A 21,540-nucleotide genomic window follows, 5' to 3' on the forward strand; every position below is an offset into this window, starting at 1 on the left:
GGGCCGGGCCGGACCAGCCACAGGTGCAGCGCGCGGTGCAGAAGGAACCGCGTTCCACGGTGGTGGATCGGTGCCCGGCGGACGCGGGGGTGGGGGCGGTCGGCGGGACCTCGTCGGTGCGTCGGTCATACACCCGTCCACGGTACTGGCCGCGGCCACCCGGCGGTGTGCCCGGTGGGGGCGGCGTGACGGGGGACACGGGCCGTCGTTATCCGGAACGGACGGGCCTCTCGGGCAGGCGTTACGCGTTGGGGGTTGGCAGGCGATGGTGGTGCAGCAGCACAGGTCCGGAGGCGGGGCGCGCGCTGTCTGCGCCCTTGCCGTGGTGGGCGTGATGGCGGCGACCGCCGGTTGCTCGGCGGGCGGTGGCGGTGACCGGGCCGTGGCCGACGAGCGGGGCGGGACCGACTCCCTCGGCGCGGTCCGCCGCGCGGCCGCGGTGCTCGCGGGGACGGTGAGCGGGACCGGGACGGCGGCGGTGGCCGGCACCGCCCCGGACTCCGGCACCGGCACCGTCGCCGGGACCGCCGAGGTGCGTACGTCGATGGAGACCGCGGCCGGCGGGACGCGGGTGACCATCCGGGGCCGGGGCACGTACGACTTCCGCACCCGGACCGGCCGGCTCGTCGTCGTACTGCCCAAGGACGCCGCCGGTGAGGACGAGCACCGCCCCATCACCGAACTGCTGGCCCCGGGCGCGCTCTACATGAAGAACCGCGGCGCCGGAGTGCCCGCCGACAAATGGGTCAGGGTGGACACGACGGCCCTGGAGGACGGCAACCTCGTCACCGGCGGGGTGACCGATCCGATGGCCGCCGCCGAACTGCTGTGCGGGGCGCGACAGGTGACGTACGAGGGGAAGACCGAGCTCGCCGGGGTCGTCGTGCGGCACTACCGGGGGACGGCGGACATCGGACTGGCCGCGCGCGAGGCCGCGCCCGGCTCGCGCGGGGTGCTGGCCGCGGCAGCGAAAGGGTTCAGCAAGGTCACGGTGCCGTTCGACGCGTACCTCGACGAGCAGGGGCGGCTGCGCAAGGTGCGCCACCGGTTCAGCTTCGCCAACGAGGGACCGGCGGTGGAAGTGGTGTCGACCACACTGTTGTTCGGGTTCGGGGTGCCGGTCTCCGTACGGCTGCCGGACGGCCCTGACATCTACACCGGGCAGATCCGGCAGCGGTAGGGGTGCGGTACGGGGCGCGGGGTGCGGGCGGTGACGTAGGCATGCCGGTGCCGGTGAAATGGTCCGTCCGTGCCATGCGTGGCGCATGGTCCGCTCCCTAAGCTTGCCGGGAGGGGCACCGGGAAGTAGGCGACGGCAGTGAGAGGCGAGTGACGTGGTGACGCTCAGCGTGCGGACCGTATCCGATCAGGTGGCCCTCGCCGAGATCGAGCTCTGCGGCGAGCTGATGATCGCCGCGTCGGCCGCGATCGGGGAACGGCTCAGCGCGGACCGCATCGACGAGGTGCTCAACGTCCGCGTGATCACCGAGCGGACCACCGTCCCCCGGCAGGGATAGCGCCGGGGGTGTGCGCGGCGCCGCGGCCCGAGACCCCCGCCATCAGGTGCGGAGCAGCCGGGCGATCGCCTTCGTGGCTTCCTCGACCTTGGCGTCGATCTCCTCGCCGCCCTTGACCGCCGCGTCCGCGACGCAGTGCCGCAGGTGCTCCTCCAGCAGCTGGAGGGCGAACGACTGGAGCGCCTTCGTGGACGCCGATACCTGGGTCAGTATGTCGATGCAGTAGACGTCCTCGTCGACCATGCGCTGGAGGCCGCGGATCTGGCCCTCGATCCGGCGCAGCCGCTTGAGGTGTTCGGCCTTCTGATGGTGATAACCGTGTATGCCCCGGTCGTGGTCGGTGACGGGGGATTCCGTCTCCGTGGTGGTCCCCGCGGCCTCGGTGGTGGTCATTACTGCCTCCCGTTTTCCCTTTACCCTGCCGTTTATATACCCCTGGTGGGTATATCCTAACGAATTCATCTGAAACGTGACCGGGGGCCCGTGCTGATCACTGTGCCTGATGCGCGACACTGAAGAACGCCGGTTAGCCGTGGCCGGATGATGCGCCTAGCATCAGCCTGACCGAATCCAAAGCACCCCGAGGACCCCACGTGCGCTTTCGTCTGACCCCCAGGGAGACGAGCTTCTACGACATGTTCTCCGCATCCGCGGACAACATCGTCACGGGCTCGAAACTCCTGATGGAACTGCTCGGGGCGGACTCTGCCTCCCGAGTCGAGATCGCGGAGCGCATGCGGGCAGCGGAGCACGCGGGGGACGATGCCACCCACGCGATCTTCCACCAGCTGAACTCCTCTTTCATTACGCCGTTCGACCGCGAGGACATTTACAACCTCGCGTCGTCGCTCGACGACATCATGGACTTCATGGAGGAGGCCGTCGACCTGGTCGTGCTGTATCAGGTCGAGGAACTCCCCAACGGCATTGCCCAGCAGATCGAGGTGCTGGCCCGGGCGGCCGAGCTGACCGCCGAGGCGATGCCCGGTCTGCGGACGATGGACAATCTCACCGAGTACTGGATCGAGGTCAACCGCCTGGAGAACCAGGCCGACCAGATCCACCGCAAACTGCTTGCTCATCTCTTCAATGGCAAGTACGACGCCATAGAGGTGCTGAAGCTCAAGCAGATCGTGGACGTGCTGGAAGAGGCGGCCGACGCGTTCGAGCACGTCGCCAACACGGTGGAGACCATCGCGGTCAAGGAGTCCTGAACCACGTGGACACCTTTGCGCTGATCGTGACCATCGGTGTCGCGCTCGGCTTCACGTATACGAACGGTTTCCACGACTCGGCGAACGCCATCGCCACGTCCGTCTCCACCCGTGCGCTCACCCCGCGCGCGGCGCTGGCGATGGCCGCGGTGATGAACCTGGCCGGTGCGTTCCTCGGCAGCGGTGTCGCCAAGACCGTGAGCGAGGGTCTGATCGCGACGCCCGAGGGCCACAAGGGGATGGGAATCCTCTTCGCCGCGCTCGTCGGCGCGATCATCTGGAACCTCGTCACCTGGTACTTCGGGCTGCCGTCCTCCTCCTCGCACGCCCTGTTCGGCGGAATGGTCGGCGCCGCGCTGGCCGGCGGGACGATGGTGCACTGGGACGGGGTACTCGACAAGGTCGTCATCCCGATGTTCGTCTCCCCGGTCATCGGCCTGGTCGTCGGCTATCTGGTGATGGTCGCGATCATGTGGATGTTCCGGAAGTCCAACCCGCACAAGGCCAAGCGCGGCTTCCGGATCGCACAGACGGTCTCGGCCGCGGGCATGGCGCTCGGCCACGGTCTCCAGGACGCGCAGAAGACCATGGGCATCGTGGTGATGGCGCTGGTCATCGCCGATGTCGAGAGCCCGAGCGACCCGATCCCGGTCTGGGTGAAGCTGGTCTGCGCGCTGATGCTCTCGCTGGGCACGTACGCCGGTGGCTGGCGCATCATGCGGACGCTCGGCCGGAAGATCATCGAGCTGGACCCGCCGCAGGGGTTCGCGGCGGAGACGACGGGTGCGTCGATCATGTTCGGCTCGGCGTTCCTGTTCCACGCGCCGATCTCCACGACGCATGTGATCACCTCCGCGATCATGGGTGTGGGCGCCACGAAGCGGGTGAACGCCGTCCGCTGGGGCGTCGCCAAGAACATCATCCTGGGCTGGTTCATCACGATGCCGGCCGCGGCCCTGGTCGCCGCCGCGAGTTACGGCGTCGTGGTGCTGCTCTTCGGCTGACGGGTGTCGGCCGCTGTCACGGCGGTACGGAAACGGGGCCGCCCCCACTCCCTCTGCGGGGAGTGGGGGCGGCCCCTTCGCCTTGCGGTGGCACCGCCATGCAGCACCTCAAGGCCGTCTGGGGACGAGGCCGGTTCGCCGGAGGGGGGAGGGGTTCGCCGGTGGAAACCCACCACCGGGTGTAGCCACCCACGCCCCCGGCCCACGTCGGCCCCGTTGCCGGGTGACCTGACTATCCGAAGCGTCCCGAGATGTAGTCCTCGGTGGCCTGGACGGACGGGTTGGAGAAGATGCGCTCCGTGTCGTCGATCTCCACGAGCTTGCCGGGCTTGCCGACCGCCGCGAGGTTGAAGAACGCAGTGCGGTCCGAGACACGGGCCGCCTGCTGCATGTTGTGCGTCACGATGACGATCGTGAAGCGCTCCTTCAGCTCGCCGATCAGGTCCTCGATGGCGAGGGTGGAGATCGGGTCCAGCGCGGAGCAGGGCTCGTCCATCAGCAGCACGTCCGGCTCGACCGCGATCGCGCGGGCGATGCACAGACGCTGCTGCTGACCGCCGGAGAGACCGGAGCCGGGCTTGTTCAGCCGGTCCTTGACCTCGTTCCAGAGGTTGGCGCCGCGCAGCGACTTCTCGACGATCTCGGGCAGCTGGCTCTTCTTGTACGAGCCGTTCAGCTTGAGGCCGGCCGCGACGTTGTCGAAGATCGACATGGTCGGGAACGGGTTCGGACGCTGGAAGACCATGCCCACCGTGCGGCGCACGGTGACCGGGTCGACGTTCGCCCCGTACAGGTTCTCGTCGTCCAGCAGCACCTTGCCCTCGACGCGGCCACCGGGGGTGACCTCGTGCATGCGGTTCAGGGTGCGCAGGAAGGTGGACTTTCCGCAGCCGGACGGGCCGATGAAGGCGGTCACGGAGCGGGGCTCCACGGTCATCGAGATGTCCTCGATGGCGAGGTGGGAGCCGTAGTAGGCGGACAGGCCGCTGACGTCGATGCGCTTGGCCATCTGAATCACTGCTTCTTTCGTGCCGCGTCAGCGGCCGGTCTTCGGGGCCTTCCAGCGGGCGATGCCGCGGGCCACCAGGTTGAGGATCATGACGAAGGCGATCAGGACCAGCGCGGCGGCCCAGGCACGGTCGTACGACTGGTCGGTACCGACCTTGTACTGCTCCCAGATGTAGAAGGGGAGCGAGGACTGTGCGCCCTGGAACGGGTTGGGGTTGATCAGCTGGCTGCCGAAGACCAGCAGCATGATCGGCGCGGTCTCACCGGCGATGCGGGCGATCGCGAGCATCACACCGGTGGTGATGCCGCCGATCGCGGTCGGCAGGACCACCTTCAGGATGGTGCGCCACTTCGGGACGCCGAGGGCGAGCGATGCCTCGCGGAGCTCGTTCGGGACGAGCTTGAGCATCTCCTCGGTGGAGCGGACCACGACCGGGATCATCAGGATCGTGAGCGCCAGCGCACCCATCAGGCCGGACGGCTGGGTCTTCGTCATCAGCATGATCGAGAGGATGAAGAGACCGGCGACGATGGACGGGATGCCCGTCATGACATCGACGAAGAAGGTCACGGCCTTGGCCAGGGCGCCCTTGCCGTACTCCACCAGGTAGACGGCGGTCAGCATGCCGATCGGGGCGGAGATCACGGTGGCGATGCCGACCTGCTCCAGCGTCCCGATCAGCGCGTGGTAGACACCGCCGGTCGGCTCGGAGCCGAGCACACCGGCCATCGAGTGGGTCAGGAAGTACCCGTCCAGGCGCTCCGCGCCCCGGCTGATCGTCGTCCACAGCAGCGAGGCGAGCGGCACGACGGCCAGCAGGAAGCAGACCCAGACGATGCTGGTGGCGAGCCGGTCCTTGGCCTGGCGCCGGTTCTCGACGACCGAGGTCGTGACGTACGAGATGACGACGAAGAGCAGGGCGGAGAACAGGCCCCACTGGGTGTGGCTCTGCCAGCCGGCCGCGGCGCCGGTGCCCACGCCCAGCGCGAGCGCGAGCGCGGCGAAGGCGAACGGGGCCCAGCGGGGCAGTGCCCGGCTGCTCAGGCTGGTCGGACGGGCGGCCTCCGCCGGGGCGGGGCGCTCCTGTATGCCGGTGTTGGCTGCCTGGCTCATGCGTTGGCCCCCGAGTATTCCTTGCGGCGGGCGATGATCATCCGGGCCGCGCCGTTGACCAGCAGGGTGAGGACGAAGAGCACCAGGCCCGAGGCGATCAGGGCGTCACGCCCGAATTCGTTGGCCTCGTCGAACTTCGCGGCGATGTTCTGGGCGAAGGTGCCGCCGCCGGGGTTGAGCAGGTGCCCGGAGATGATGAAGCTCGGCGACAGGACCGTGGCGACGGCCATCGTCTCGCCGAGCGCACGGCCCAGGCCCAGCATCGAGGCGGAGATCACGCCGGAGCGGCCGAAGGGGAGCACCGAGAGGCGGATGACTTCCCAGCGGGTGGCGCCCAGGGCGAGGGCGGCCTCCTCGTTCATCTTCGGGACCTGGAGGAAGACCTCGCGGCTGACGCTGGTCACGATCGGCAGGATCATGATCGCGAGCAGGATGCCGACGGTGAAGAGCGAGCGGGCGACGCCGACCTCGGTCTTCTCGAAGATGTACGTCCAGCCGAAGAACTGGTCGAGCCAGAGGTTCAGGCCCTCCAGGTACGGGACCAGGACGAGGGCGCCCCAGATGCCGTACACGATGCTCGGCACTGCGGCGAGCAGGTCGACGACGTAGGCGAGGGGCGCGGCCAGCTTGCGCGGCGCGTAGTGCGAGATGAACAGGGCGATGCCGACAGCGACCGGGACGGCGATGGCCATCGCGATGATCGAGCTGACGACCGTGCCGAAGAGGAGGACCGCGATGCCGAACACCGGCGGGTCGCCGGCCGGGTTCCAGTCGAAGGTGGTGAAGAAGTTGCCGTCGTTCTCGGAGATCGCGAGCGAGGCACGGTAGGTCAGGAACACGGCGATCGACGCCATGATCACGAGCAGCAGAATGCCCGAGCCCCGGGAGAGGCCCAGGAAGACCTTGTCGCCCACGCGCCCGGAGCTGCTCCCGGCGCGCTTGCGCGCCACCGGCGGTGCCGGCGGCGAATCTATCGGTGTGGTGGAAGCCATGGTCTTTCCGGTCTGTGTGGGGGAGCGGTCTGGCTCCCCTGGCGGCGGTGCACCGGATGGATGGTGGCGGACCGGTCCGGAGGGGTGCACCGGACCGGTCTGCCGGATGTTGCTGGTGTTGCTGAAGGTGCTGCGGGTGTTGCTTGCGCGTCCCGGTTACGAGAGGGAGGCGATGGTCTCGCGGACCTTGGCGTTGATCTCGGCCGGGATCGGCGCGTAGCCGGCCTCGGTGAGGAGCTTCTGGCCCTCGTCACCGGCGGTGTAGTTCAGGAAGGACTTGACCGTGGAGAGGGTCTCGGGCTTGTTGCCCTTGTCGCAGACGACCTCGTACGTCACCAGGACGATCGGGTAGGCACCCTCGGCCTTGGTGGTGTAGTCGAGCTCCAGCGCCAGGTCCTTGCCGGTGCCCTTGATCTTGGCGGCGGCGATGGCCTTGGAGGCGTTCTCCGAGGTGGCCTTGACCGGGGCGGCGCCGCCGGTGTTGATGTCCACGGTGGAGATCGACTGCGAGGCGGCGTAGCTGAGCTCGAAGTAGCCGATCGAGCCGTCGACCTGCTTCACCTGGGCGGCGACGCCGGAGGAGCCGGACGCGGCCTGGCCACCGGGGGCCGGCCACTTCTTCTCGGCCTCGTACTTCCAGTCGCTCGGGGCGGTCGCGCCGAGGTACTTGCCGAGGTTCTGCGTGGTGCCGGAGTCCTCGGAGCGGTGGAAGGCCTGGATCGGCTTGTCCGGGAGCTTCGCGCCGGTGTTGAGCTTGGCGATCGCGCCGTCGTTCCACTTCTTGATCTTGCCGTCGAAGATCTTGGCGAGGGTGGGGGCGTCCAGCGTGAGGCTGTCGACACCCTCCAGGTGGTAGCCGATGGCGATCGGGCCGCCGACCATCGGGAGGTTGATGCCCTGGCCGCCCTTGCAGATCTTCTTCGAGTCGGCGACCTCTTCGGGCTTCAGCGCCGAGTCGGAACCGGCGAAGCCGACGGTGCCCTGGTTGAAGGCGACGATGCCCTCACCGGAGGAGGAGGACTTGTAGTTGATCTCGACGCCGGAGCAGCCGGCCATGTAGTTCTTGGCCCAGAGGTCCATGGCGTTCTTCTGCGCGCTGGAGCCGGAGGCGGGCAGCTGGCCCTTGGCGTCGTCGCACTTGATGTTCGACGCGGCGTTGGTCTTCCCGCCGTTGCCGCCGGTCGTGCCGCTGCTGTTGTCGTCCGAACCGCACGCCGTGAGGACCAGGGCGCTGGAGACGGCGAGGGCACCGAGCGCGGTGGCACGAAGCCGGTTCTTGCGCTGAAGCTTCACTTTCGGGTGTTCCTTCCAGGAGCCGCCGAGGTCTTTTCGTTCTACGACGGCGTGCGTTGTCGTGGGTGCTCCGGCGTTTCGCCGCGCACCGTGCACTGCCGAAGTTAGGCAGAACAGGTGAAGCGGCCTACGGGGGAGAGTGAACGGAAGGTGAACCGTGCAGGACGGTGCGGTTCTCGCCCTTGGCCGGAGCATCTTCAGAGCATCTGCGCATCTTCGGGGCAGCTACGGAGTCGGCGGTCCGGGAAGGCCGGGTTCCGGCGTGGTCAGAGGTCCGGCAGCAGCGCGAGCAGGGCGTCGAGCAGCTCCCGGTCACGGTCCTGGCTGAGGCGGGCACGCGCCGCCTCCGGGGCGAGCCAGCTCACCCGGTCGACCTCGGAACCGGGTACGAAGGTGCCGCCGGCCGCCTCGGCCGCCCAGTAGGCGACCTCCTTGGGGCGGCCGTTCGCGAGGTAGCGGACCGTGGGGAGCGGGGCGCCGGGGACGCAGTGGTGGCCGGTCTCCTCCAGGACCTCGCGCAGGGCGGCGTCCAGCGCCCGTTCGCCGCGCTTCAACTTGCCCTTGGGGTGCGACCAGTCGTCGTAGCGCGGCCGGTGGACCAGACAGATCTCCAGCTTGCCGGAGCGCTCCGGCCGGCGCCACAGCACGCACCCCGCGGCGAGCACCGGCCGGTCCGTGGTGCGCTCGGTGCCGCGGGCGCCCACCGCCCCGTTCATGGCGTGATCACGGCCGCGGCGTACGGCCAGCTCGTCCGGAACACGCCGCGGGCCGCCGTCACCTCGTGGCGCTGGTCGGCGTGGAGCACCCCCAGGGCGTACGCGGTGGCCGGCGCGATGCGGGGCGTACGGGCCGCCGATGCCGCCGCCGCGGCCGCCTCCGAGGCGTCCCGGTGCAGATCGAGGGCGTGACCCGGCGCGGCCAGGACCGGGTCCGGGGCACCCCGGACCACCTCATGGGCGTACCGGTGCAGCCGGAGCAGCAGCCGGGTGCGGTGCCAGGGCGCGTCCTGCGCCTCGTTGTACGGCTCGACCGCCTGGCCGGACGGGAGCGCCGCCACCGCACCGAGCAGCTGCTGCTCGGCCCGGTCGGCGGGCCCGTGCAGCATCTCCTCGGCCGGGGCCGCGGCCGCCGGGGCGAGCGGGACCTCCGAGGCGAGCAGCGCGACGGCGTCGGCCACCGCGTGGAAGCGGGAGGAGCCGAGCGCCTGGAGCGCCGCGGAGTGGGCGCGGGTACGGGCGAGGGTCAGCTGCCGTTCGAGCAGCGCTCCGGCGCGGGCGGCGCCGACGCCCAGGGCGGCGCGCTCCTTGTCGGTGGCGCCGTCGGAGCCGGACCCGTGGCGGGCGGTGGGCAGCGAGGTGCCGGACAGGGCGTGCAGCGCTTCCAGCAGCCGGTTCAGCCGGGTCGCGTAGGCGTGTTCTCTGGCCAGGGTGCCGGAGAGCCAGGCCAGTTCGGTACGGAGCTGCTCGGCCCAGGTGGCGTCCAGCGCCGCCCGGAAGGTGTGCAGCGTGCCGCCGATCCGGCGCGAGGAGCGGCGCAGCGCACCGGCCGCCTCCTCGGCTCCGTGGCTTCCGGCGTCCGTGGGGGCGCTGTTCTCGCGGTGCAGGCGCAGGCTGCGGAGGAATTCGGCTGCCTGGTCCTGAAGGTAGGGCGCGAGTACGGCGCCCGCCGTAAGGTCCGCCTGCGTCGTCTGATGGTCATGGCGTCGCACGCCGGCGCCTCCGGGCGTCAATGAGCATTTCCTGTACGTGCCGCAGCGGCTGGCCGTCCGCGTCCGTGGCGTGCCGGGTCCAGTTCCCGTCGGGACCGAGGTGCCAGGATGAGGTGGTGTCGGCCATGCCGGTCTCCAGGAGACGGCTGAGCGCGGCGCGGTGGGCGGGGTCGGTGACCCGGACCAGTGCTTCGATCCGGCGGTCGAGATTGCGGTGCATCATGTCGGCGCTGCCGAACCACACTTCGGGTTCGCCGCCGTTGCCGAAGGCGAAGAGCCGGGAGTGTTCGAGGAAGCGGCCCAGTATCGAGCGGACCCGGATGTTCTCGGAGAGACCGGCGACACCGGGGCGGATCGCACAGATTCCGCGTACCCAGATGTCCACCGGTACGCCGGCCATCGCGGCCCGGTAGCAGGCGTCGATGATCGCCTCGTCGACCATCGAGTTGACCTTGATGCGGACGTAGGCGGTCCGCCCGGCCCGCTGGTGGGTGATCTCCTTGTTGATCCGGGCGATCAGCCCGTCCCGCAGGGATTTCGGGGCGACCAGGAGACGGCGGTAGGTCTCCCGGCGGGAGTAGCCGGAGAGCCGGTTGAAGAGGTCGGAGAGGTCCGCGCCGACCTGTGGGTCCGCGGTCAGCAGGCCGATGTCCTCGTAGAGCCTGGCGGTCTTGGGGTGGTAGTTGCCGGTGCCCACGTGGGAGTAGCGGCGCAGGGTGTCGCCCTCCTGCCGCACGACGAGCGAGAGCTTGCAGTGGGTCTTGAGGCCGACGAGTCCGTAGACCACGTGGCAGCCGGACTCCTCCAGCTTCCGCGCCCACTTGATGTTGGCCTGCTCGTCGAAGCGGGCCTTGATCTCCACGAGGACCAGGACCTGCTTGCCGGACTCGGCGGCGTCGATCAGCGCGTCGACTATCGGCGAGTCGCCCGAGGTCCGGTACAGGGTCTGCTTGATGGCGAGGACGTCGGGGTCGCTCGCGGCCTGCTCCAGGAACGCCTGTACGGAGGTGGAGAAGGAGTCGTAGGGGTGGTGCAGGAGCACGTCGCGTTCGCGCAGCGCGGCGAAGATGTCGGGCGCGGAGGCGGATTCGACCTCGGCGAGGTCGCGGTGGGTGCCGGCGATGAACTTGGGGAACTTCAGCTCGGGCCGGTCCAGCGAGGCTATGCCGAAGAGCCCGGTGAGATCGAGCGGTCCGGGCAGCGGGTAGACCTCGGCGTCGGACACCTTCAGCTCGCGGACCAGCAGGTCGAGCACGTACGGGTCGATGGACTCCTCGACCTCCAGCCGGACCGGCGGGCCGAAGCGGCGCCGCATCAGCTCCTTCTCCAGGGCCTTGAGGAGGTTCTCGGCGTCGTCCTCCTCGACCTCCAGGTCCTCGTTCCTGGTGACCCGGAACATGTGGTGGGCGAGGACCTCCATGCCCGGGAAGAGCTCTTCGAGGTGGGCCGCGATGATGTCCTCTATGGGCACGTACCGCTGCGGCGACGCCTCCAGGAAGCGGGTCAGCAGCGGCGGCACCTTGACCCGGGCGAAGTGGCGGTGGCCGCTGACCGGGTTGCGCACCACGACGGCGAGGTTGAGCGAGAGCCCCGAGATGTACGGGAAGGGGTGTGCCGGGTCGACGGCGAGGGGGGTCAGTACGGGGAAGACGCGCTGCCGGAAGAAGGTGAACAGGCGGGCCTGCTCCTTCTCGGTCAGCTCCGGCCAGCGGATCAGCTGGATGCCCTCGTCGGACAGGGCCGGGGCGATGTCCTGCTGGAAGCAGGCGGCGTGCCGGGCCATGAGTTCGCGCGAGCGGGTCCAGATCAGGTCCAGGACCTCGCGGGGCTGGAGTCCGGAGGCGGAACGGGTGGCGACGCCGGTGGCGATGCGGCGCTTCAGACCGGCCACCCGGACCATGAAGAACTCGTCCAGGTTCGAGGCGAAGATGGCGAGGAAATTAGCCCGTTCGAGGAGGGGGGTCGCGGGGTCCTCGGCCAGTTCGAGCACCCGTTCGTTGAACGCGAGCCAACTGCGCTCGCGGTCCAGGAATCGGCCCTGTGGCAGTTCGTCGCCGTCGACGTCGGGTTCGTACGCGTCGACATCGGCGTCGATGTCGGGGTCCAGGTCGGCGGCGGTGGACAGCGCGGCACCGTTGGACGCGGCGGTGGCGACGGCGTGCGGCCGGTGCGCGGCGAGTGAGCCGACCGACGGCTGCACGGTGGACTGGACCGGTACCTCGGAGCTGGGCTGCTGGCTCATGGCCCTATTCTTCCGCGCGGATGGCCCAAGGGGCGCGCCGAAGGGTGCGGAGATCGCGGGGAACGCGCGGTTCACGTCGTTCGTGCGGTCTCCGCCGGGATTTCTCCCGTTGCGGGGGGTCGGCACGGCTGGCTGCATCCTGAAAGGGTGGCAAGCGCTTCTGAATGGCTGGTAACGGCGACATGACGTGCAGGAAGCGGTGTGGCCGTGCCCGGGTGCCCGAGAGGCGCCCGGACACGGCCCGGTGACCCGACGGCCTCTCAGCCGTGGTGGCGGCGCAGCACCCGGAAGGCGAGGGCGACGGCGAGCGCGGCGAGGGCGAGCAGGATGCCGGTCTCGACGAGCTGGAGGGGCCAGAAGTGCGAGGCGGGGTGGTAGTCGAAGTAGCGGAGAGCGATGTCCTTTTCGGTCAGGCACTGCTTGAAGTCAGGGGCCCACTCCAGACACGTGCTGTGGGGCAGCCGTTGCCCGGAGTCGGTCAGCCAGCCCGTCCCGACGTTGATCGCCCCGTCGGGGAACCGGTAGTGGCTGCCCTGCTCGAACGTGTCCGTCAGGGTCGGCCACAGGCTGTTGCGCGCGGAGTTGAAGGCGGCCACCAGGGTGCCGTACGCGATCACCGTCACGACCGTCGCGGTGAGGGTCCGCCGCAGCACCAGCCCGGCGAGCGCGCCGAGGGCCAGCATGCACAGGGCGTAACCGACGGGGACGGTGCCCATCGAGCCGTACGCGGTGCGCTCGTGCCACTCCTGCCCTTGGTACGCCCCCTCGGCCCGGCCCTGGGCCCAGGTGCAGGCGGCCGACAGCACGGAGACGGAGGCCAGCGTCACGACGGTGGGCACGGCGAGTTTGGCGGCGAGCCAGCGGGCGGGCGTCACGGACTGCGTCCACGCCAGCCTGTACGTGCCGCTCTCCAGCTCCCGGGCGATGACCGGCCCCGCCACGAAGATCCCGATGAGCGCGGGGAGGACCATCATCATTAGGCCGGCCCGGTCGAGCACCTCCCGCAACCACATCTGGCGGTCGAGGTAGGCGTTGACCGTGGCATCGCAGCCCGGCGTCGTGTGCGTGACCGAGCAGCCCGTGGCGGCGAAGGCGTCCAGGACATGCTCGGTCCACAGCCAGGCGCCGACGAGCGAGACGGTGGCCAGGACGGGAAGCACCCCCATGATCCACAGGGCCCATCGGTGCTGGGCCACGACGACCCGCTCCGGGCCGCGCAGACGGTTGCGTGACGCGGCGGCCGCGCGAGGGGCGGGCGACGAGGAAGGGGCAATGATCGCGCTCATACGGTGGCCACCGCCTGACCGGCCGCCGCACTCGGCGTCAGCAGCGCCGGCGCCTCCGGCGACCGCAGATGTGCCAGCAGCAGTTCCTCCAGCGAAGGCTCGGCGGCCTCCCAGACGTCTGTGTCCACGGCGCCTTGCCTCCGTACGAGTGCGGTCTGCAGACGTCCCGCGGTGCGGGACTCGACGACGGTGTGCGGTGCGGTGTCCTGTACCGGACCGGTGAGCAGGGTGTGCGCGGCGAGCAGGTCCTCCGTCTCGCCGCCGAGGCGGACCCGGCCGCCGTCGACGAGCAGGAGGTAGTCGCAGACGCCCTCCAGCTCGGTGAGGATGTGCGAGGACATCACGATCGTGGTGGAGCGCTCGGCGGCCTCCGCCATCAGCGCGCCCATCAGCCGATGGCGCGAGAGCGGGTCGAGATCGGCCATCGGCTCGTCCAGCAGCAGCAGTTCGGGCCGCTTGCCCAGCGCGAGGGCCAGGGCGAGCCGGGTGCGCTGACCGCCGGAGAGGTCACGGACCCGGGCATCGCGCGGGAGATCCCCGGCGATCCGCTCGGCGGTCTCCTGGTCCCAGGTCGCGGGGTTCAGCTCGGCGCCCGCCCAGAGCGTCGCGTCCACCGTCAACTGCGGGTACAGCGGCTTGTCCTGGGCCACGAAGGCCATCCGGGCACGGGCCTGGCCCGGGACCGAGCCCAGCACCCGTACCGTCCCTTCCGACGGCCGCAGGAAACCGGCCGCGAGGGCGAGCAGGGTGGACTTGCCCGCGCCGTTGGGCCCGACGAGGGCGCACACCCGCCCGGCGGGCAGCCGGAAGGAGCAGTCGCGCAGCGCCCAGCCCCTGCCTCTGCCCCGGTACTTCATGCCGAGGCCGGTGGCCTCGATCGCAGCGCCTGTCATCCGGTCTGATCCCCCTCGAAAGTGCTGTCCAGTACGGCGGTGAAGAGCGCGCTCACGTCGTCCTTCTCCAGCCCGGCCGCGCGGGCCCGGCGGGTCCAGTCGGCGAGCTCGGCGCGCAGCGGTGCGTCGTCGGCGGCCGCCGCGCCGCCGAGGGTCCGGGTGACGAAGGTGCCGAGCCCGCGCCGGGCCTCGACCAGCCCCTCGCGCTCCAGCTCCCGGTAGGCCTTGAGCACGGTGTTCGGGTTGATGGCGGTGGCCTCGACGACCTCGCGCGCGGTGGGCAGCCGGTCGCCGGGCTCCAGCAGGCCGAGGCGGAGCGCCTGCTTGGTCTGCTGGACGATCTGGAGGTACGTGGCGACGCCGCTGCGCCGGTCGATGCGGTACTCGACCGCTGCGGACTCTGCCATGTTCACCCCTTTCACTAATTGAGTAGTGAAAGGGTGGCGTAAAGAAGGGGCGGCGTCAAGCGACGCCGCCCCCGGGTGAGTTGGGCCCGTGGACCCTTGCCTCAGGACTCCGTGTGGTACATGCCTCAGGACTTTGTGCGGTACATGCCTCAGGACTCCGTGCGGTACATCAGGTCCACTTCGTGCGTCGCGAAGCCCATCCGCTCGTAGACGGCCACGGCCGCCTTGTTGTCCGCGTCCACGTAGAGCATCGCGGTCGGCAGCGCCTCGGCGGCCAGATGGCGCAGCCCGATCGCGGTGAGCGCCTTGCCGAGCCCGCCGCCCTGCGCGTCGGGCCGGATGCCGACCACGTACACCTCACCGAGCTGCTCCTCGGCGTGCACCTTCGTCCAGTGGAAGCCGATCAGCTCGCCGTCGCGCTCGGCCAGGAAGAACCCCTTCGGGTCGAACCACGGCTCCGCCTTGCGGTCGTCCAGGTCGCGCTGGGTCAGCGAACCCTGCTCCGGGTGATGGGCGAAGGCGGCGCGGTTCACCGCGAGCCAGGCGGCGTCGTCCTCGCCGGGCAGGAAGGTGCGGACGGTGACGCCGGGCGGCAGCACCGGCTCCGCGATGTCCAGTGGGGCCAACGGGCGGCGCAGCTGGCGCAGTTCGCGGAAGAGCGAGAGGCCGAGGACCTGCGCGAGATGCCGCGCCGCGGACTTCCCGCCGTGCGCCCACACCCGCAGCCGCTTCCCGGTCACGGCGAGCAGCGCCGCGCCCAGCGCCCGCCCGTGCCCCTGCCCCCGGTACGCCGGATGCACGACCAGCTCGGCGGCCGGCGCCTCGACGGGGTCGGTGTCCTCCAGCTGCGCGTACCCGACCAGGACCGGCCCGCTGGTCAGCAGCAGGTGCCGGACCCCCGCCCGCTGCCCGCCCCGAAGCTGCAACCGCCCCTGCTCGGAGACGGCCTGCCTGCCGTCGGACCGGGCCGCCTCGGCGAGCAGATCGGACACGGCGTCCGCCTGCTCGGGGGAGAGCTCGTCGAGCGTCCGGATCTCACGTCCGGGAGCGGGGAGGGGTGCGTCAGTCGTCATGTCTACGAGCCTACGGGGGCGGGGTGGGTACCGGGGTGGTGCGCGGGCGCTTCGGGACTCGGTCGGCGGTCGGAGGGTCGCGGCGCGCGGACCGCGGTCCGCGGTCCGCGGTCCGCGGTGTGTTCGGGACTCGGCCGGCGGTCCGCGGTCTGCGGCGCGGTGTGTCAGGCCGCGCCGCGGTGTGTCAGACCACGGCGAGCCGGCCCACCAGCAGCTCCACCCTCGACTCGGTCTCCTCCGGAGGCAGCCGCCCCGACCGGGTCAGGGTCGCCACCCCGTGCAGGGCCGCCCAGAACACCTCGGTGAACAGTCCCGGGGCGACGCCGTCCCCGGCGACTTCGCCGAGGCAGTCGAGCAGCGCGGCGAAGGCGTCCTTGAGGGGTTCCGGGGTGTCCTCCTGCGCGTACGCCAGACCGCCGTCGAGCTGGAACAGGGCGTCGTAGACCGCCGGGTTGCGTGTGGCGAAGTCGAGGTAGGCGCGGGCGAGGGCATACACCCGGGCGCGCGGGCCGTCCGCGGCGGAGGTCGCGGCCCGCATCGCCGCGGCCATCTCGGTGGCGCCCTGGAGGGCGACGGCGCCGATGATCTCGCGTTTGCCGCGGAAGTGGCTGTAGAGGACGGGCTGGCTGTATTCGATGCGCTCGGCGAGCCGACGGGTGGTGACCGCGTCCCAGCCCTGTTGCTCGGCGAGTTCGCGGGCCGTCGCCACGATGAGACGCTCGCGGCCCGCCCGTTCACGCTCCTTGCGTTCCTGTACCGACATGATTCGATCCTAGCAGTGCTAGACATGAGAGCGGCAGTAGTACTAGCGTTGCTTCGTCAGCTAGCGACGCTAGATTTCGGAGAGGTCGTCATGCTCAACGCACTTGAGGTCGTCACCACCGTGGTCGTCGGCGTGATGGTGGGGGTGGAGTTCTCCGTCGCCTTCGTCATCAACCCGATCCTCAACGCCCTCCCGGAGGACAGCGGCCAACTCGGCCACGCCCACGGGGGCCGGATGCTCGGCGCCGTGATGCCGGTCTGGTACATCGGCTCGCTCGTCCTCGTCGGCATCTGGGCTGTCGCCGGGTGGCACCACCACGGGACCGGCCTCGTCGTCACCGCCGGAGCGCTGCTGATGCTCAGCGTGGTCATGTCGATCCTGCTGCTCGTCCCGATCAACAACCGGAACAGGGCGTGGACTCCCGAGAACCGGCCCGAGGACTGGAAGGAGCAGCTGAGCCGCTGGGACCGCTTCCACTACGTCCGCGTCGCCGTCATCATCGCCGCCTTCGCCCTGCTGGTCACCGCCCTCAGCTGATCCGGCCGACCCCGACGGCACCCATTCACCGGCACCTATTCACCGGCGCCCTTTCACCGGCACCCATTCACCGACAGCGAGAGGAAGTTCCGAAAATGGCCACGCTGCAGAGTCTCGACCCGAGCACGCCGATGTTCGCGCAGTTCAAGGAGAAGACCGGGCCCATCGTCCTGGCCAACACCTTCGTCGTCCCGAAGGAGAGGGCCGAAGCGTTCCTGGCCCACTTTCGCGGGCAGGCCGAGTTCATGAAGGCTCAGCCAGGATTCATCTCCCTACAGATGCACAAGGGAACGGCGGACAGCCGGCTTCTGATGAACGTCGCGGTCTGGGAATCGACCGAGGCCCTCGCCACGGCGTTCGGCAGCCCGGAGTTCCAGCGCATGGCGGCCGAGTTCCCCGACGACATCGTGTCGTACCCGCACATCTTCGAGCAGATCGACGTATGACACGGCGGCCGCGGCCGAGGCGACGACTTCGAGTGCGAGGCAGCACCGCGATGCGCTTCTGGCCTGCGGGTCTGCGCCCGCCGCCGAACCCCGCCCCACCCCACCCCGCCCCACCCAGGCCGTACGTCGAAGGAGAAGCACCATGTCGCTGAAGAACGTCAACACCGTCCTGGCCTCCGCAGGCGCCCTGTTCGTCCTCTACCTCGGGCTGTCCTTCATCCTGACCCCCGAGACGTCCACTCCGGGTGTCGGCCTGCCGAACTGGCCCGAGGGCGACGGCGACGGCTTCCTCGTCATGAAGGGCATCCGTGAATTCTCGATGGGCCTGGTCATCGGCATCCTGCTGGTGACGGGCCACCGCCGCGCCCTGGGCTGGGTCCTTCTGATGGAGGCCGTCGCCCCGTTCGGCGACATGATCAACGTCTTGGCCCATCACGGCTCCGTCGCCGCCGCATTCGGTATCCACGGCCTGACCGCGGCGCTGATCGCGATCACCGGCCTGCTGATCCTCCGCGAGACCGGCAAGGCCGACAAGGCCGACAAGGCCCCCGCCCCGGCGTCCGCCGCGCAGCCCGCCTGACAGCCGCATGCCCGCAAGGGGTGGCCCGGCCACGTGGCCGGGCCACCCCCTTGTTCCGCCGTCGCGGCAGGACCGGGGGGTCACTCGGCCGGTGCGCGGGCCGAAGGGCCCGGTCGCTCAGGTTCCGCCGGGTTTGCCCGTCGAGACCAGCAGGAGGACGGACGAGCCCGGTGCCACCGGTTCTGCGCCGCCCCGGGGCTGACTGCTGATCACCTGCCCGGCGGGAGCGTTCCAGTCCGTGTGCCGCATGATCGTGCAGCTCAGTCCGAGTCCGCGCAGCAGGCTTCCGGCCTGTTCGACCGGCATGCCGGCCAGGTCCGGCAGCGCGATGCCCGCTCCCGAGGTCTGCTCCTGCTCCTGTGTCGGAGTCGCATCGGCGCTTCCGCTCTTGGGGGTGCCGGTGGCGAGCGGGGTGCACGCCCCGTTCGCCGGTGAGGACAGGGACGGGGAGGCGCCGGGCGCGGGGGGCACGGGCTTCAGCGCGAAGAACCCCACCGTGGCGCACGCCAGCACGCAGCACGCCGCAGCGGTGCCGAGGAGCGCCCGGCGGGTGCGGCTGCGGCTGACGGCTCGCTCGATCGCGGCCGCGTCGACGACCGGCGCCGTCGGCCCGTCGGCGAAGGAGGCCACCGCGGCACGCAGCTCGGCTTCGAGGCCCGGCTCGAACGGGGCCGGTCCGGACGACATGTTCCTCACTTCGTACCTCCGAAAGCGGCCGACGGCGTGTGCGGCGCCTGGGCGCCCGATACGGAATCGCGCAGCTTGGCCAGGCCGCGGGCGAGCTGGGACCTCACCGCGCTCGAAGAGATGTCCAGGACGTCGGCGATCTGCCGGGCGTCCAGATCGTGCAGGTAGTGCAGGACCACCACGCTGCGCATGCCCATCGGCAGCCCGAGCAGTGCCTCGATCAGTTCCGCGCGCAGATCCACCTGCCCGAACCGGTCCCGGGGGTCGGCCGTCTCGGGCACCCCCGACAGCCCGGGGCGCTCGCCCCGGCGCGACAGCCGCCGCCAGCGGTCGTTGGCCAGGTTGACCAGCACTTTGCGCACGTACGCCTCCGGCGAGTCCGCCACCGCGACCTTCCGCCAGTGTCGGCACGCCCGCTCCAGCGCCTCCTGCACCAGATCCTCGGCCACGTGCACGTCACCGGTCAGCGCATACGCGGCGCGGAACAACGCTCCCGACCGCTGTGCGACGAACTCCGTGAATCCGATGCCCGGACCGCTCCTGCGAAACCTCACCCGCCGACCTCCTCTCCTCGTCCCGTCCCGATCACTGCCCCCATGACGGCGGAACGGGGCCGGGTGCTGCACCGAGCCGCCGGCAGTGACGTGAATCACAGCCGGGACGGAAGGGTGTCCCAGGACCTCGCGCCGCTGCCGCCCGGGGTGCGGGCGGGGCCCGGCGAAGCGGAGGGCCGCCGGGCGGGCGGCCCGCAGTCGGCCGAGAAGAACGGGGGCGCCTCTTGCCAGATACTACGGTGACCGTACTACGGTGTGCCGGGTGAAGAACAAACGCTCCATGCAGGAGCCGACCTTCCTCCTCCTCACCGCACTCGCCGACCGGCCGCGCCACGGCTACGCGCTCGGGGACGAGGTCGCCGCGATCTCCGACGGTCGGGTGCGACTGGGCGCAGGCAGCCTCTACGGCACCCTTGACCGCCTGCTGGCTGAGGGGCTGATCCGCGTCGAGCGCGAGGAGACGGTGGACGGACGCCCCCGACGCGTGTTCACCCTCACCCCGGACGGAGAACAGTCGCTCAGGACCGAGGCCGACCGCCTGCGCTCCGCCCTGCGCGAGGCGGACCGCCGCCTGGCGGCACCCCGGACCCGTTCCGCAGGAGGCTCGGCATGACCTCGAAGCACCCCCTGAACGCCTGGCTTCTCCGGCGGGCCCTCGCGCTCTACCCGTCCTCGTACGGCACCGGCGCGCTCGCGGAGGTGACCGACTTCGCCGCCCGCCGGATTGCTCTCCGGTCCGGCCGGAGGGCTGCGCGAGGTGGCCGACGTCGCCGGGCACGGAGTCCGGGTCCGGCTCGGCCTGGTGTCCCACCGCCCGACGGGCCGGGCGTTCGCCACCGCGGCGCCGATCGCCGCCCTGCTCGCCGGAACCTACGCGGCAGCCTCGGTCGTGCGCGACGTGCGAACCGCCGTCAGCCCCGAGACCCACGGCTCCTCCACCAGCGGCTTCCCCGACGGAGGCCCGCTCCTGGCGGCGGTCTCGTTCCTCGTCCCGGCCGCGCTCACGGCCTGCGCGGTGGTGGCCGACCGCTGGTCCGCCGCACGGGTCCTGGCCCTGCTGGCCGCCGCTTCGGCGGCACTGTTCTGCCTGCTGTCCTACACCGGGCCGCTCGGCCTGGACCGAGCCGCAGCAGCCGAACTCGGCCTCGGCCCGCGCGGGTTGGGGCTGATCACGCTCAACACCCTGATCCTCCTGCTCGCCCCGCCCGACCGGGAGCGCCGCCCCGGCACCGGGCTGTGGCTCGCCGTCGTCGTCACGGCCTCGGCCGTCGGTGCCGCCGGCGGCGGGGAGGAATGGATCGAGGTCCTCACGACCTCCGGGCTCGGCCTCTGGGCCCCGCTCGCCACCGGAGCCGCGCTGGCCCGCAGTACCCACGGGCCCAGGGACGCGGTGATGGCCGCCACCGTCCTCGCGGCCCCACCGCTGCTCACCCCCTGCTCTTCGGCGGCCAGGCGTCCGCCGCCACCGCCCTGCTGCCCCAGCTCCTCGTCCTGTCCGCCTTCGGCTACCTGGCGGCCCGAGGCGCGATCCTCCTGTACCGCCGCCTTCCGAGGAGGGGGCTTTCCCGCAGCTGACCCACGCACCCTCCCTGCTCCCTGAAGGTAAGCGGTCGGCTGCCGGTCGGACCGCACGGAAGCGGACCGGCGAGCAGGCACTCCCCCGCGCGGCGGCCGGACGCTTCGGGGCCGTGCCGCCACCACGGGCTCCGGGACGACCGGAGCTCCCAGACCCGTAGGTCAGGGCGGGCGCTCCGGTCGTCCCGGTACACCTCGTGCCGGTAGCCCGCGTCGGCCGGCCGCCCAGGCACCGGGCCTTCGCCGCCGCCCCAGGGGTGGGCCGTGGTGACGACCCGGCAGGCGTCGAAGACGAACAACGGGCGGCGGAAGACCGCCACCAGGCTGCGCAGCGGGTGCCGGACCACGTCCGGCACCCGCTGCCGGGAACGGGGGGCCATCCCCGCGGGCGCGGGGAGCAGTCGCGCATCCGGCGCAGCGCCTCGTCGGCCTGGGGGCCATCCCCGCCCGCGCCGGAGCGCCGTAGAACGCCCCGTACCGGGACGCCTGCTCATCCGTCAAAAACTCAACCGGCACCCCGGACCTCCAGAACAGTCGATCAACACGACTGCCGAAGGTTCAGCCACCACAGAAGTCCAGGTCAAAGCCCTCGCAGAGGCCGGACGGGCTTAGCACCGGTTTTCGTTCCGATGTTCCTCGACCCCCGA

The 21,540-nt window shown here is 70.8% G+C and carries 24 protein-coding genes; 9 read left to right on the top strand and 15 right to left on the bottom strand.

Annotation, left to right across the window (positions count from 1 at the left end; all coding sequences use genetic code 11):
- Window positions 1-265: 265 nt before the first annotated feature.
- A complete protein-coding gene (locus tag EES42_RS23065) occupies window positions 266-1,180 on the top strand; it encodes a hypothetical protein (RefSeq protein ID WP_124720100.1) in 915 nt (304 codons plus the stop codon).
- 154 nt (window positions 1,181-1,334) lie between these two features.
- Window positions 1,335-1,517, top strand: a complete 183-nt coding sequence (locus EES42_RS23070) for a hypothetical protein (RefSeq protein ID WP_124720101.1) — start codon at window positions 1,335-1,337, stop codon at window positions 1,515-1,517.
- A gap of 42 nt (window positions 1,518-1,559) precedes the next feature.
- Here the strand turns inward: EES42_RS23070 and EES42_RS23075 are convergent, their stop codons facing one another.
- Entirely contained in the window at window positions 1,560-1,910 is a 351-nt protein-coding gene (locus EES42_RS23075; RefSeq protein ID WP_124720102.1) for a metal-sensitive transcriptional regulator, read from the bottom strand.
- A 200-nt stretch (window positions 1,911-2,110) separates the two neighbouring features.
- Between EES42_RS23075 and EES42_RS23080 the strand changes: the two genes are divergently transcribed.
- Window positions 2,111-2,731 carry a DUF47 domain-containing protein gene (locus EES42_RS23080; RefSeq protein WP_072488031.1) on the top strand — a complete coding sequence of 207 codons (621 nt, stop codon included), beginning with the start codon at window positions 2,111-2,113 and terminating at the stop codon, window positions 2,729-2,731.
- Between the two features lie 5 nt (window positions 2,732-2,736).
- Window positions 2,737-3,735: an inorganic phosphate transporter gene (locus tag EES42_RS23085; RefSeq protein ID WP_093540205.1), complete on the top strand. Its 999-nt coding sequence runs from the start codon at window positions 2,737-2,739 to the stop codon at window positions 3,733-3,735.
- A 232-nt stretch (window positions 3,736-3,967) separates the two neighbouring features.
- Here EES42_RS23085 and pstB read toward each other — a convergent pair whose 3' ends face one another.
- From pstB to EES42_RS23145, 12 genes are all read right to left on the bottom strand, one after another.
- Window positions 3,968-4,744, bottom strand: coding sequence for a phosphate ABC transporter ATP-binding protein PstB (gene pstB / locus EES42_RS23090; RefSeq protein ID WP_124720103.1), 777 nt, complete (start codon window positions 4,742-4,744; stop codon window positions 3,968-3,970).
- 27 nt (window positions 4,745-4,771) lie between these two features.
- Window positions 4,772-5,857, bottom strand: coding sequence for a phosphate ABC transporter permease PstA (gene pstA / locus EES42_RS23095; protein ID WP_124720104.1), 1,086 nt, complete (start codon window positions 5,855-5,857; stop codon window positions 4,772-4,774).
- The gene (pstC, locus tag EES42_RS23100; protein WP_124720105.1) at window positions 5,854-6,849 is read right to left on the bottom strand and encodes a phosphate ABC transporter permease subunit PstC; all 996 of its coding nucleotides are present in this window, start codon (window positions 6,847-6,849) and stop codon (window positions 5,854-5,856) included. Before pstC ends, pstA begins: the two co-directional genes overlap by 4 nt.
- A gap of 156 nt (window positions 6,850-7,005) precedes the next feature.
- Window positions 7,006-8,142, bottom strand: a complete 1,137-nt coding sequence (gene pstS / locus EES42_RS23105) for a phosphate ABC transporter substrate-binding protein PstS (RefSeq protein WP_124720106.1) — start codon at window positions 8,140-8,142, stop codon at window positions 7,006-7,008.
- A 266-nt stretch (window positions 8,143-8,408) separates the two neighbouring features.
- Window positions 8,409-8,858, bottom strand: a complete 450-nt coding sequence (locus EES42_RS23110) for an NUDIX hydrolase (RefSeq protein ID WP_124720107.1) — start codon at window positions 8,856-8,858, stop codon at window positions 8,409-8,411.
- Window positions 8,855-9,850, bottom strand: coding sequence for a CHAD domain-containing protein (locus EES42_RS23115; RefSeq protein WP_124720108.1), 996 nt, complete (start codon window positions 9,848-9,850; stop codon window positions 8,855-8,857). The genes EES42_RS23110 and EES42_RS23115 overlap by 4 nt, the downstream gene beginning before the upstream one ends.
- Entirely contained in the window at window positions 9,837-12,092 is a 2,256-nt protein-coding gene (locus EES42_RS23120) for an RNA degradosome polyphosphate kinase (protein WP_124720109.1), read from the bottom strand. Before EES42_RS23120 ends, EES42_RS23115 begins: the two co-directional genes overlap by 14 nt.
- A gap of 260 nt (window positions 12,093-12,352) precedes the next feature.
- A complete protein-coding gene (locus EES42_RS23125) occupies window positions 12,353-13,378 on the bottom strand; it encodes an ABC transporter permease (protein WP_241196517.1) in 1,026 nt (341 codons plus the stop codon).
- The gene (locus EES42_RS23130; RefSeq protein WP_124720110.1) at window positions 13,375-14,271 is read right to left on the bottom strand and encodes an ABC transporter ATP-binding protein; all 897 of its coding nucleotides are present in this window, start codon (window positions 14,269-14,271) and stop codon (window positions 13,375-13,377) included. The genes EES42_RS23125 and EES42_RS23130 overlap by 4 nt, the downstream gene beginning before the upstream one ends.
- Window positions 14,268-14,678, bottom strand: coding sequence for a GntR family transcriptional regulator (locus EES42_RS23135; protein ID WP_124720111.1), 411 nt, complete (start codon window positions 14,676-14,678; stop codon window positions 14,268-14,270). The genes EES42_RS23130 and EES42_RS23135 overlap by 4 nt, the downstream gene beginning before the upstream one ends.
- Window positions 14,679-14,827: 149 nt before the next feature.
- Window positions 14,828-15,751, bottom strand: a complete 924-nt coding sequence (gene mshD / locus EES42_RS23140) for a mycothiol synthase (RefSeq protein ID WP_124720112.1) — start codon at window positions 15,749-15,751, stop codon at window positions 14,828-14,830.
- 184 nt (window positions 15,752-15,935) lie between these two features.
- Window positions 15,936-16,514, bottom strand: a complete 579-nt coding sequence (locus EES42_RS23145; protein WP_124720113.1) for a TetR/AcrR family transcriptional regulator — start codon at window positions 16,512-16,514, stop codon at window positions 15,936-15,938.
- A 90-nt stretch (window positions 16,515-16,604) separates the two neighbouring features.
- Between EES42_RS23145 and EES42_RS23150 the strand changes: the two genes are divergently transcribed.
- The 3 genes from EES42_RS23150 to EES42_RS23160 all read left to right on the top strand — a co-directional run bounded on the left by EES42_RS23150 (window position 16,605) and on the right by EES42_RS23160 (window position 18,077).
- A complete protein-coding gene (locus EES42_RS23150) occupies window positions 16,605-17,051 on the top strand; it encodes a DUF1772 domain-containing protein (protein ID WP_124720114.1) in 447 nt (148 codons plus the stop codon).
- A 95-nt stretch (window positions 17,052-17,146) separates the two neighbouring features.
- On the top strand, window positions 17,147-17,497 hold the full coding sequence (locus EES42_RS23155) for an antibiotic biosynthesis monooxygenase family protein (RefSeq protein WP_124720115.1): 351 nt from the start codon (window positions 17,147-17,149) through the stop codon (window positions 17,495-17,497).
- A 142-nt stretch (window positions 17,498-17,639) separates the two neighbouring features.
- Window positions 17,640-18,077, top strand: a complete 438-nt coding sequence (locus EES42_RS23160; RefSeq protein ID WP_124720116.1) for a DUF4267 domain-containing protein — start codon at window positions 17,640-17,642, stop codon at window positions 18,075-18,077.
- Between the two features lie 117 nt (window positions 18,078-18,194).
- On the opposite strand, the gene EES42_RS23165 is transcribed toward EES42_RS23160, so the two are convergent.
- Both EES42_RS23165 and EES42_RS23170 read right to left on the bottom strand, forming a co-directional pair.
- Complete coding sequence (locus tag EES42_RS23165; RefSeq protein WP_241196518.1) at window positions 18,195-18,764, bottom strand: PASTA domain-containing protein; 570 nt, start codon at window positions 18,762-18,764, stop codon at window positions 18,195-18,197.
- A 5-nt stretch (window positions 18,765-18,769) separates the two neighbouring features.
- Window positions 18,770-19,291, bottom strand: coding sequence for a SigE family RNA polymerase sigma factor (locus EES42_RS23170; protein ID WP_124720204.1), 522 nt, complete (start codon window positions 19,289-19,291; stop codon window positions 18,770-18,772).
- Between the two features lie 307 nt (window positions 19,292-19,598).
- On the opposite strand from EES42_RS23170, the gene EES42_RS23180 reads away from it, so the two are divergent.
- Together EES42_RS23180 and EES42_RS23185 are read left to right on the top strand one after the other, a co-directional pair.
- Window positions 19,599-19,931, top strand: a complete 333-nt coding sequence (locus tag EES42_RS23180) for a PadR family transcriptional regulator (RefSeq protein ID WP_073810844.1) — start codon at window positions 19,599-19,601, stop codon at window positions 19,929-19,931.
- A 144-nt stretch (window positions 19,932-20,075) separates the two neighbouring features.
- Window positions 20,076-20,918: a hypothetical protein gene (locus EES42_RS23185; protein WP_124720119.1), complete on the top strand. Its 843-nt coding sequence runs from the start codon at window positions 20,076-20,078 to the stop codon at window positions 20,916-20,918.
- The last annotated feature ends 622 nt before the right edge of the window (window positions 20,919-21,540 follow it).

Source organism: Streptomyces sp. ADI95-17 (assembly GCF_003846175.1).
Taxonomy (GTDB): domain Bacteria; phylum Actinomycetota; class Actinomycetes; order Streptomycetales; family Streptomycetaceae; genus Streptomyces; species Streptomyces sanglieri.

Bases quoted from the DNA above. Each gene is read 5' to 3' on its own strand.
- EES42_RS23065 (WP_124720100.1), top strand. From the start codon at position 266: ATGGTGGTGCAGCAGCACAGGTCCGGAGGCGGGGCGCGCGCTGTCTGC.
- EES42_RS23075 (WP_124720102.1), bottom strand. From the start codon at position 1,910: ATGACCACCACCGAGGCCGCGGGGACCACCACGGAGACGGAATCCCCC.
- pstB (WP_124720103.1), bottom strand. From the start codon at position 4,744: ATGGCCAAGCGCATCGACGTCAGCGGCCTGTCCGCCTACTACGGCTCC.
- pstA (WP_124720104.1), bottom strand. From the start codon at position 5,857: ATGAGCCAGGCAGCCAACACCGGCATACAGGAGCGCCCCGCCCCGGCG.
- pstC (WP_124720105.1), bottom strand. From the start codon at position 6,849: ATGGCTTCCACCACACCGATAGATTCGCCGCCGGCACCGCCGGTGGCG.
- EES42_RS23110 (WP_124720107.1), bottom strand. From the start codon at position 8,858: ATGAACGGGGCGGTGGGCGCCCGCGGCACCGAGCGCACCACGGACCGG.
- EES42_RS23120 (WP_124720109.1), bottom strand. From the start codon at position 12,092: ATGAGCCAGCAGCCCAGCTCCGAGGTACCGGTCCAGTCCACCGTGCAG.
- EES42_RS23125 (WP_241196517.1), bottom strand. From the start codon at position 13,378: ATGAGCGCGATCATTGCCCCTTCCTCGTCGCCCGCCCCTCGCGCGGCC.
- EES42_RS23130 (WP_124720110.1), bottom strand. From the start codon at position 14,271: ATGACAGGCGCTGCGATCGAGGCCACCGGCCTCGGCATGAAGTACCGG.
- EES42_RS23135 (WP_124720111.1), bottom strand. From the start codon at position 14,678: ATGGCAGAGTCCGCAGCGGTCGAGTACCGCATCGACCGGCGCAGCGGC.
- mshD (WP_124720112.1), bottom strand. From the start codon at position 15,751: ATGACGACTGACGCACCCCTCCCCGCTCCCGGACGTGAGATCCGGACG.
- EES42_RS23145 (WP_124720113.1), bottom strand. From the start codon at position 16,514: ATGTCGGTACAGGAACGCAAGGAGCGTGAACGGGCGGGCCGCGAGCGT.
- EES42_RS23150 (WP_124720114.1), top strand. From the start codon at position 16,605: ATGCTCAACGCACTTGAGGTCGTCACCACCGTGGTCGTCGGCGTGATG.
- EES42_RS23155 (WP_124720115.1), top strand. From the start codon at position 17,147: ATGGCCACGCTGCAGAGTCTCGACCCGAGCACGCCGATGTTCGCGCAG.
- EES42_RS23160 (WP_124720116.1), top strand. From the start codon at position 17,640: ATGTCGCTGAAGAACGTCAACACCGTCCTGGCCTCCGCAGGCGCCCTG.
- EES42_RS23165 (WP_241196518.1), bottom strand. From the start codon at position 18,764: ATGTCGTCCGGACCGGCCCCGTTCGAGCCGGGCCTCGAAGCCGAGCTG.
- EES42_RS23180 (WP_073810844.1), top strand. From the start codon at position 19,599: ATGCAGGAGCCGACCTTCCTCCTCCTCACCGCACTCGCCGACCGGCCG.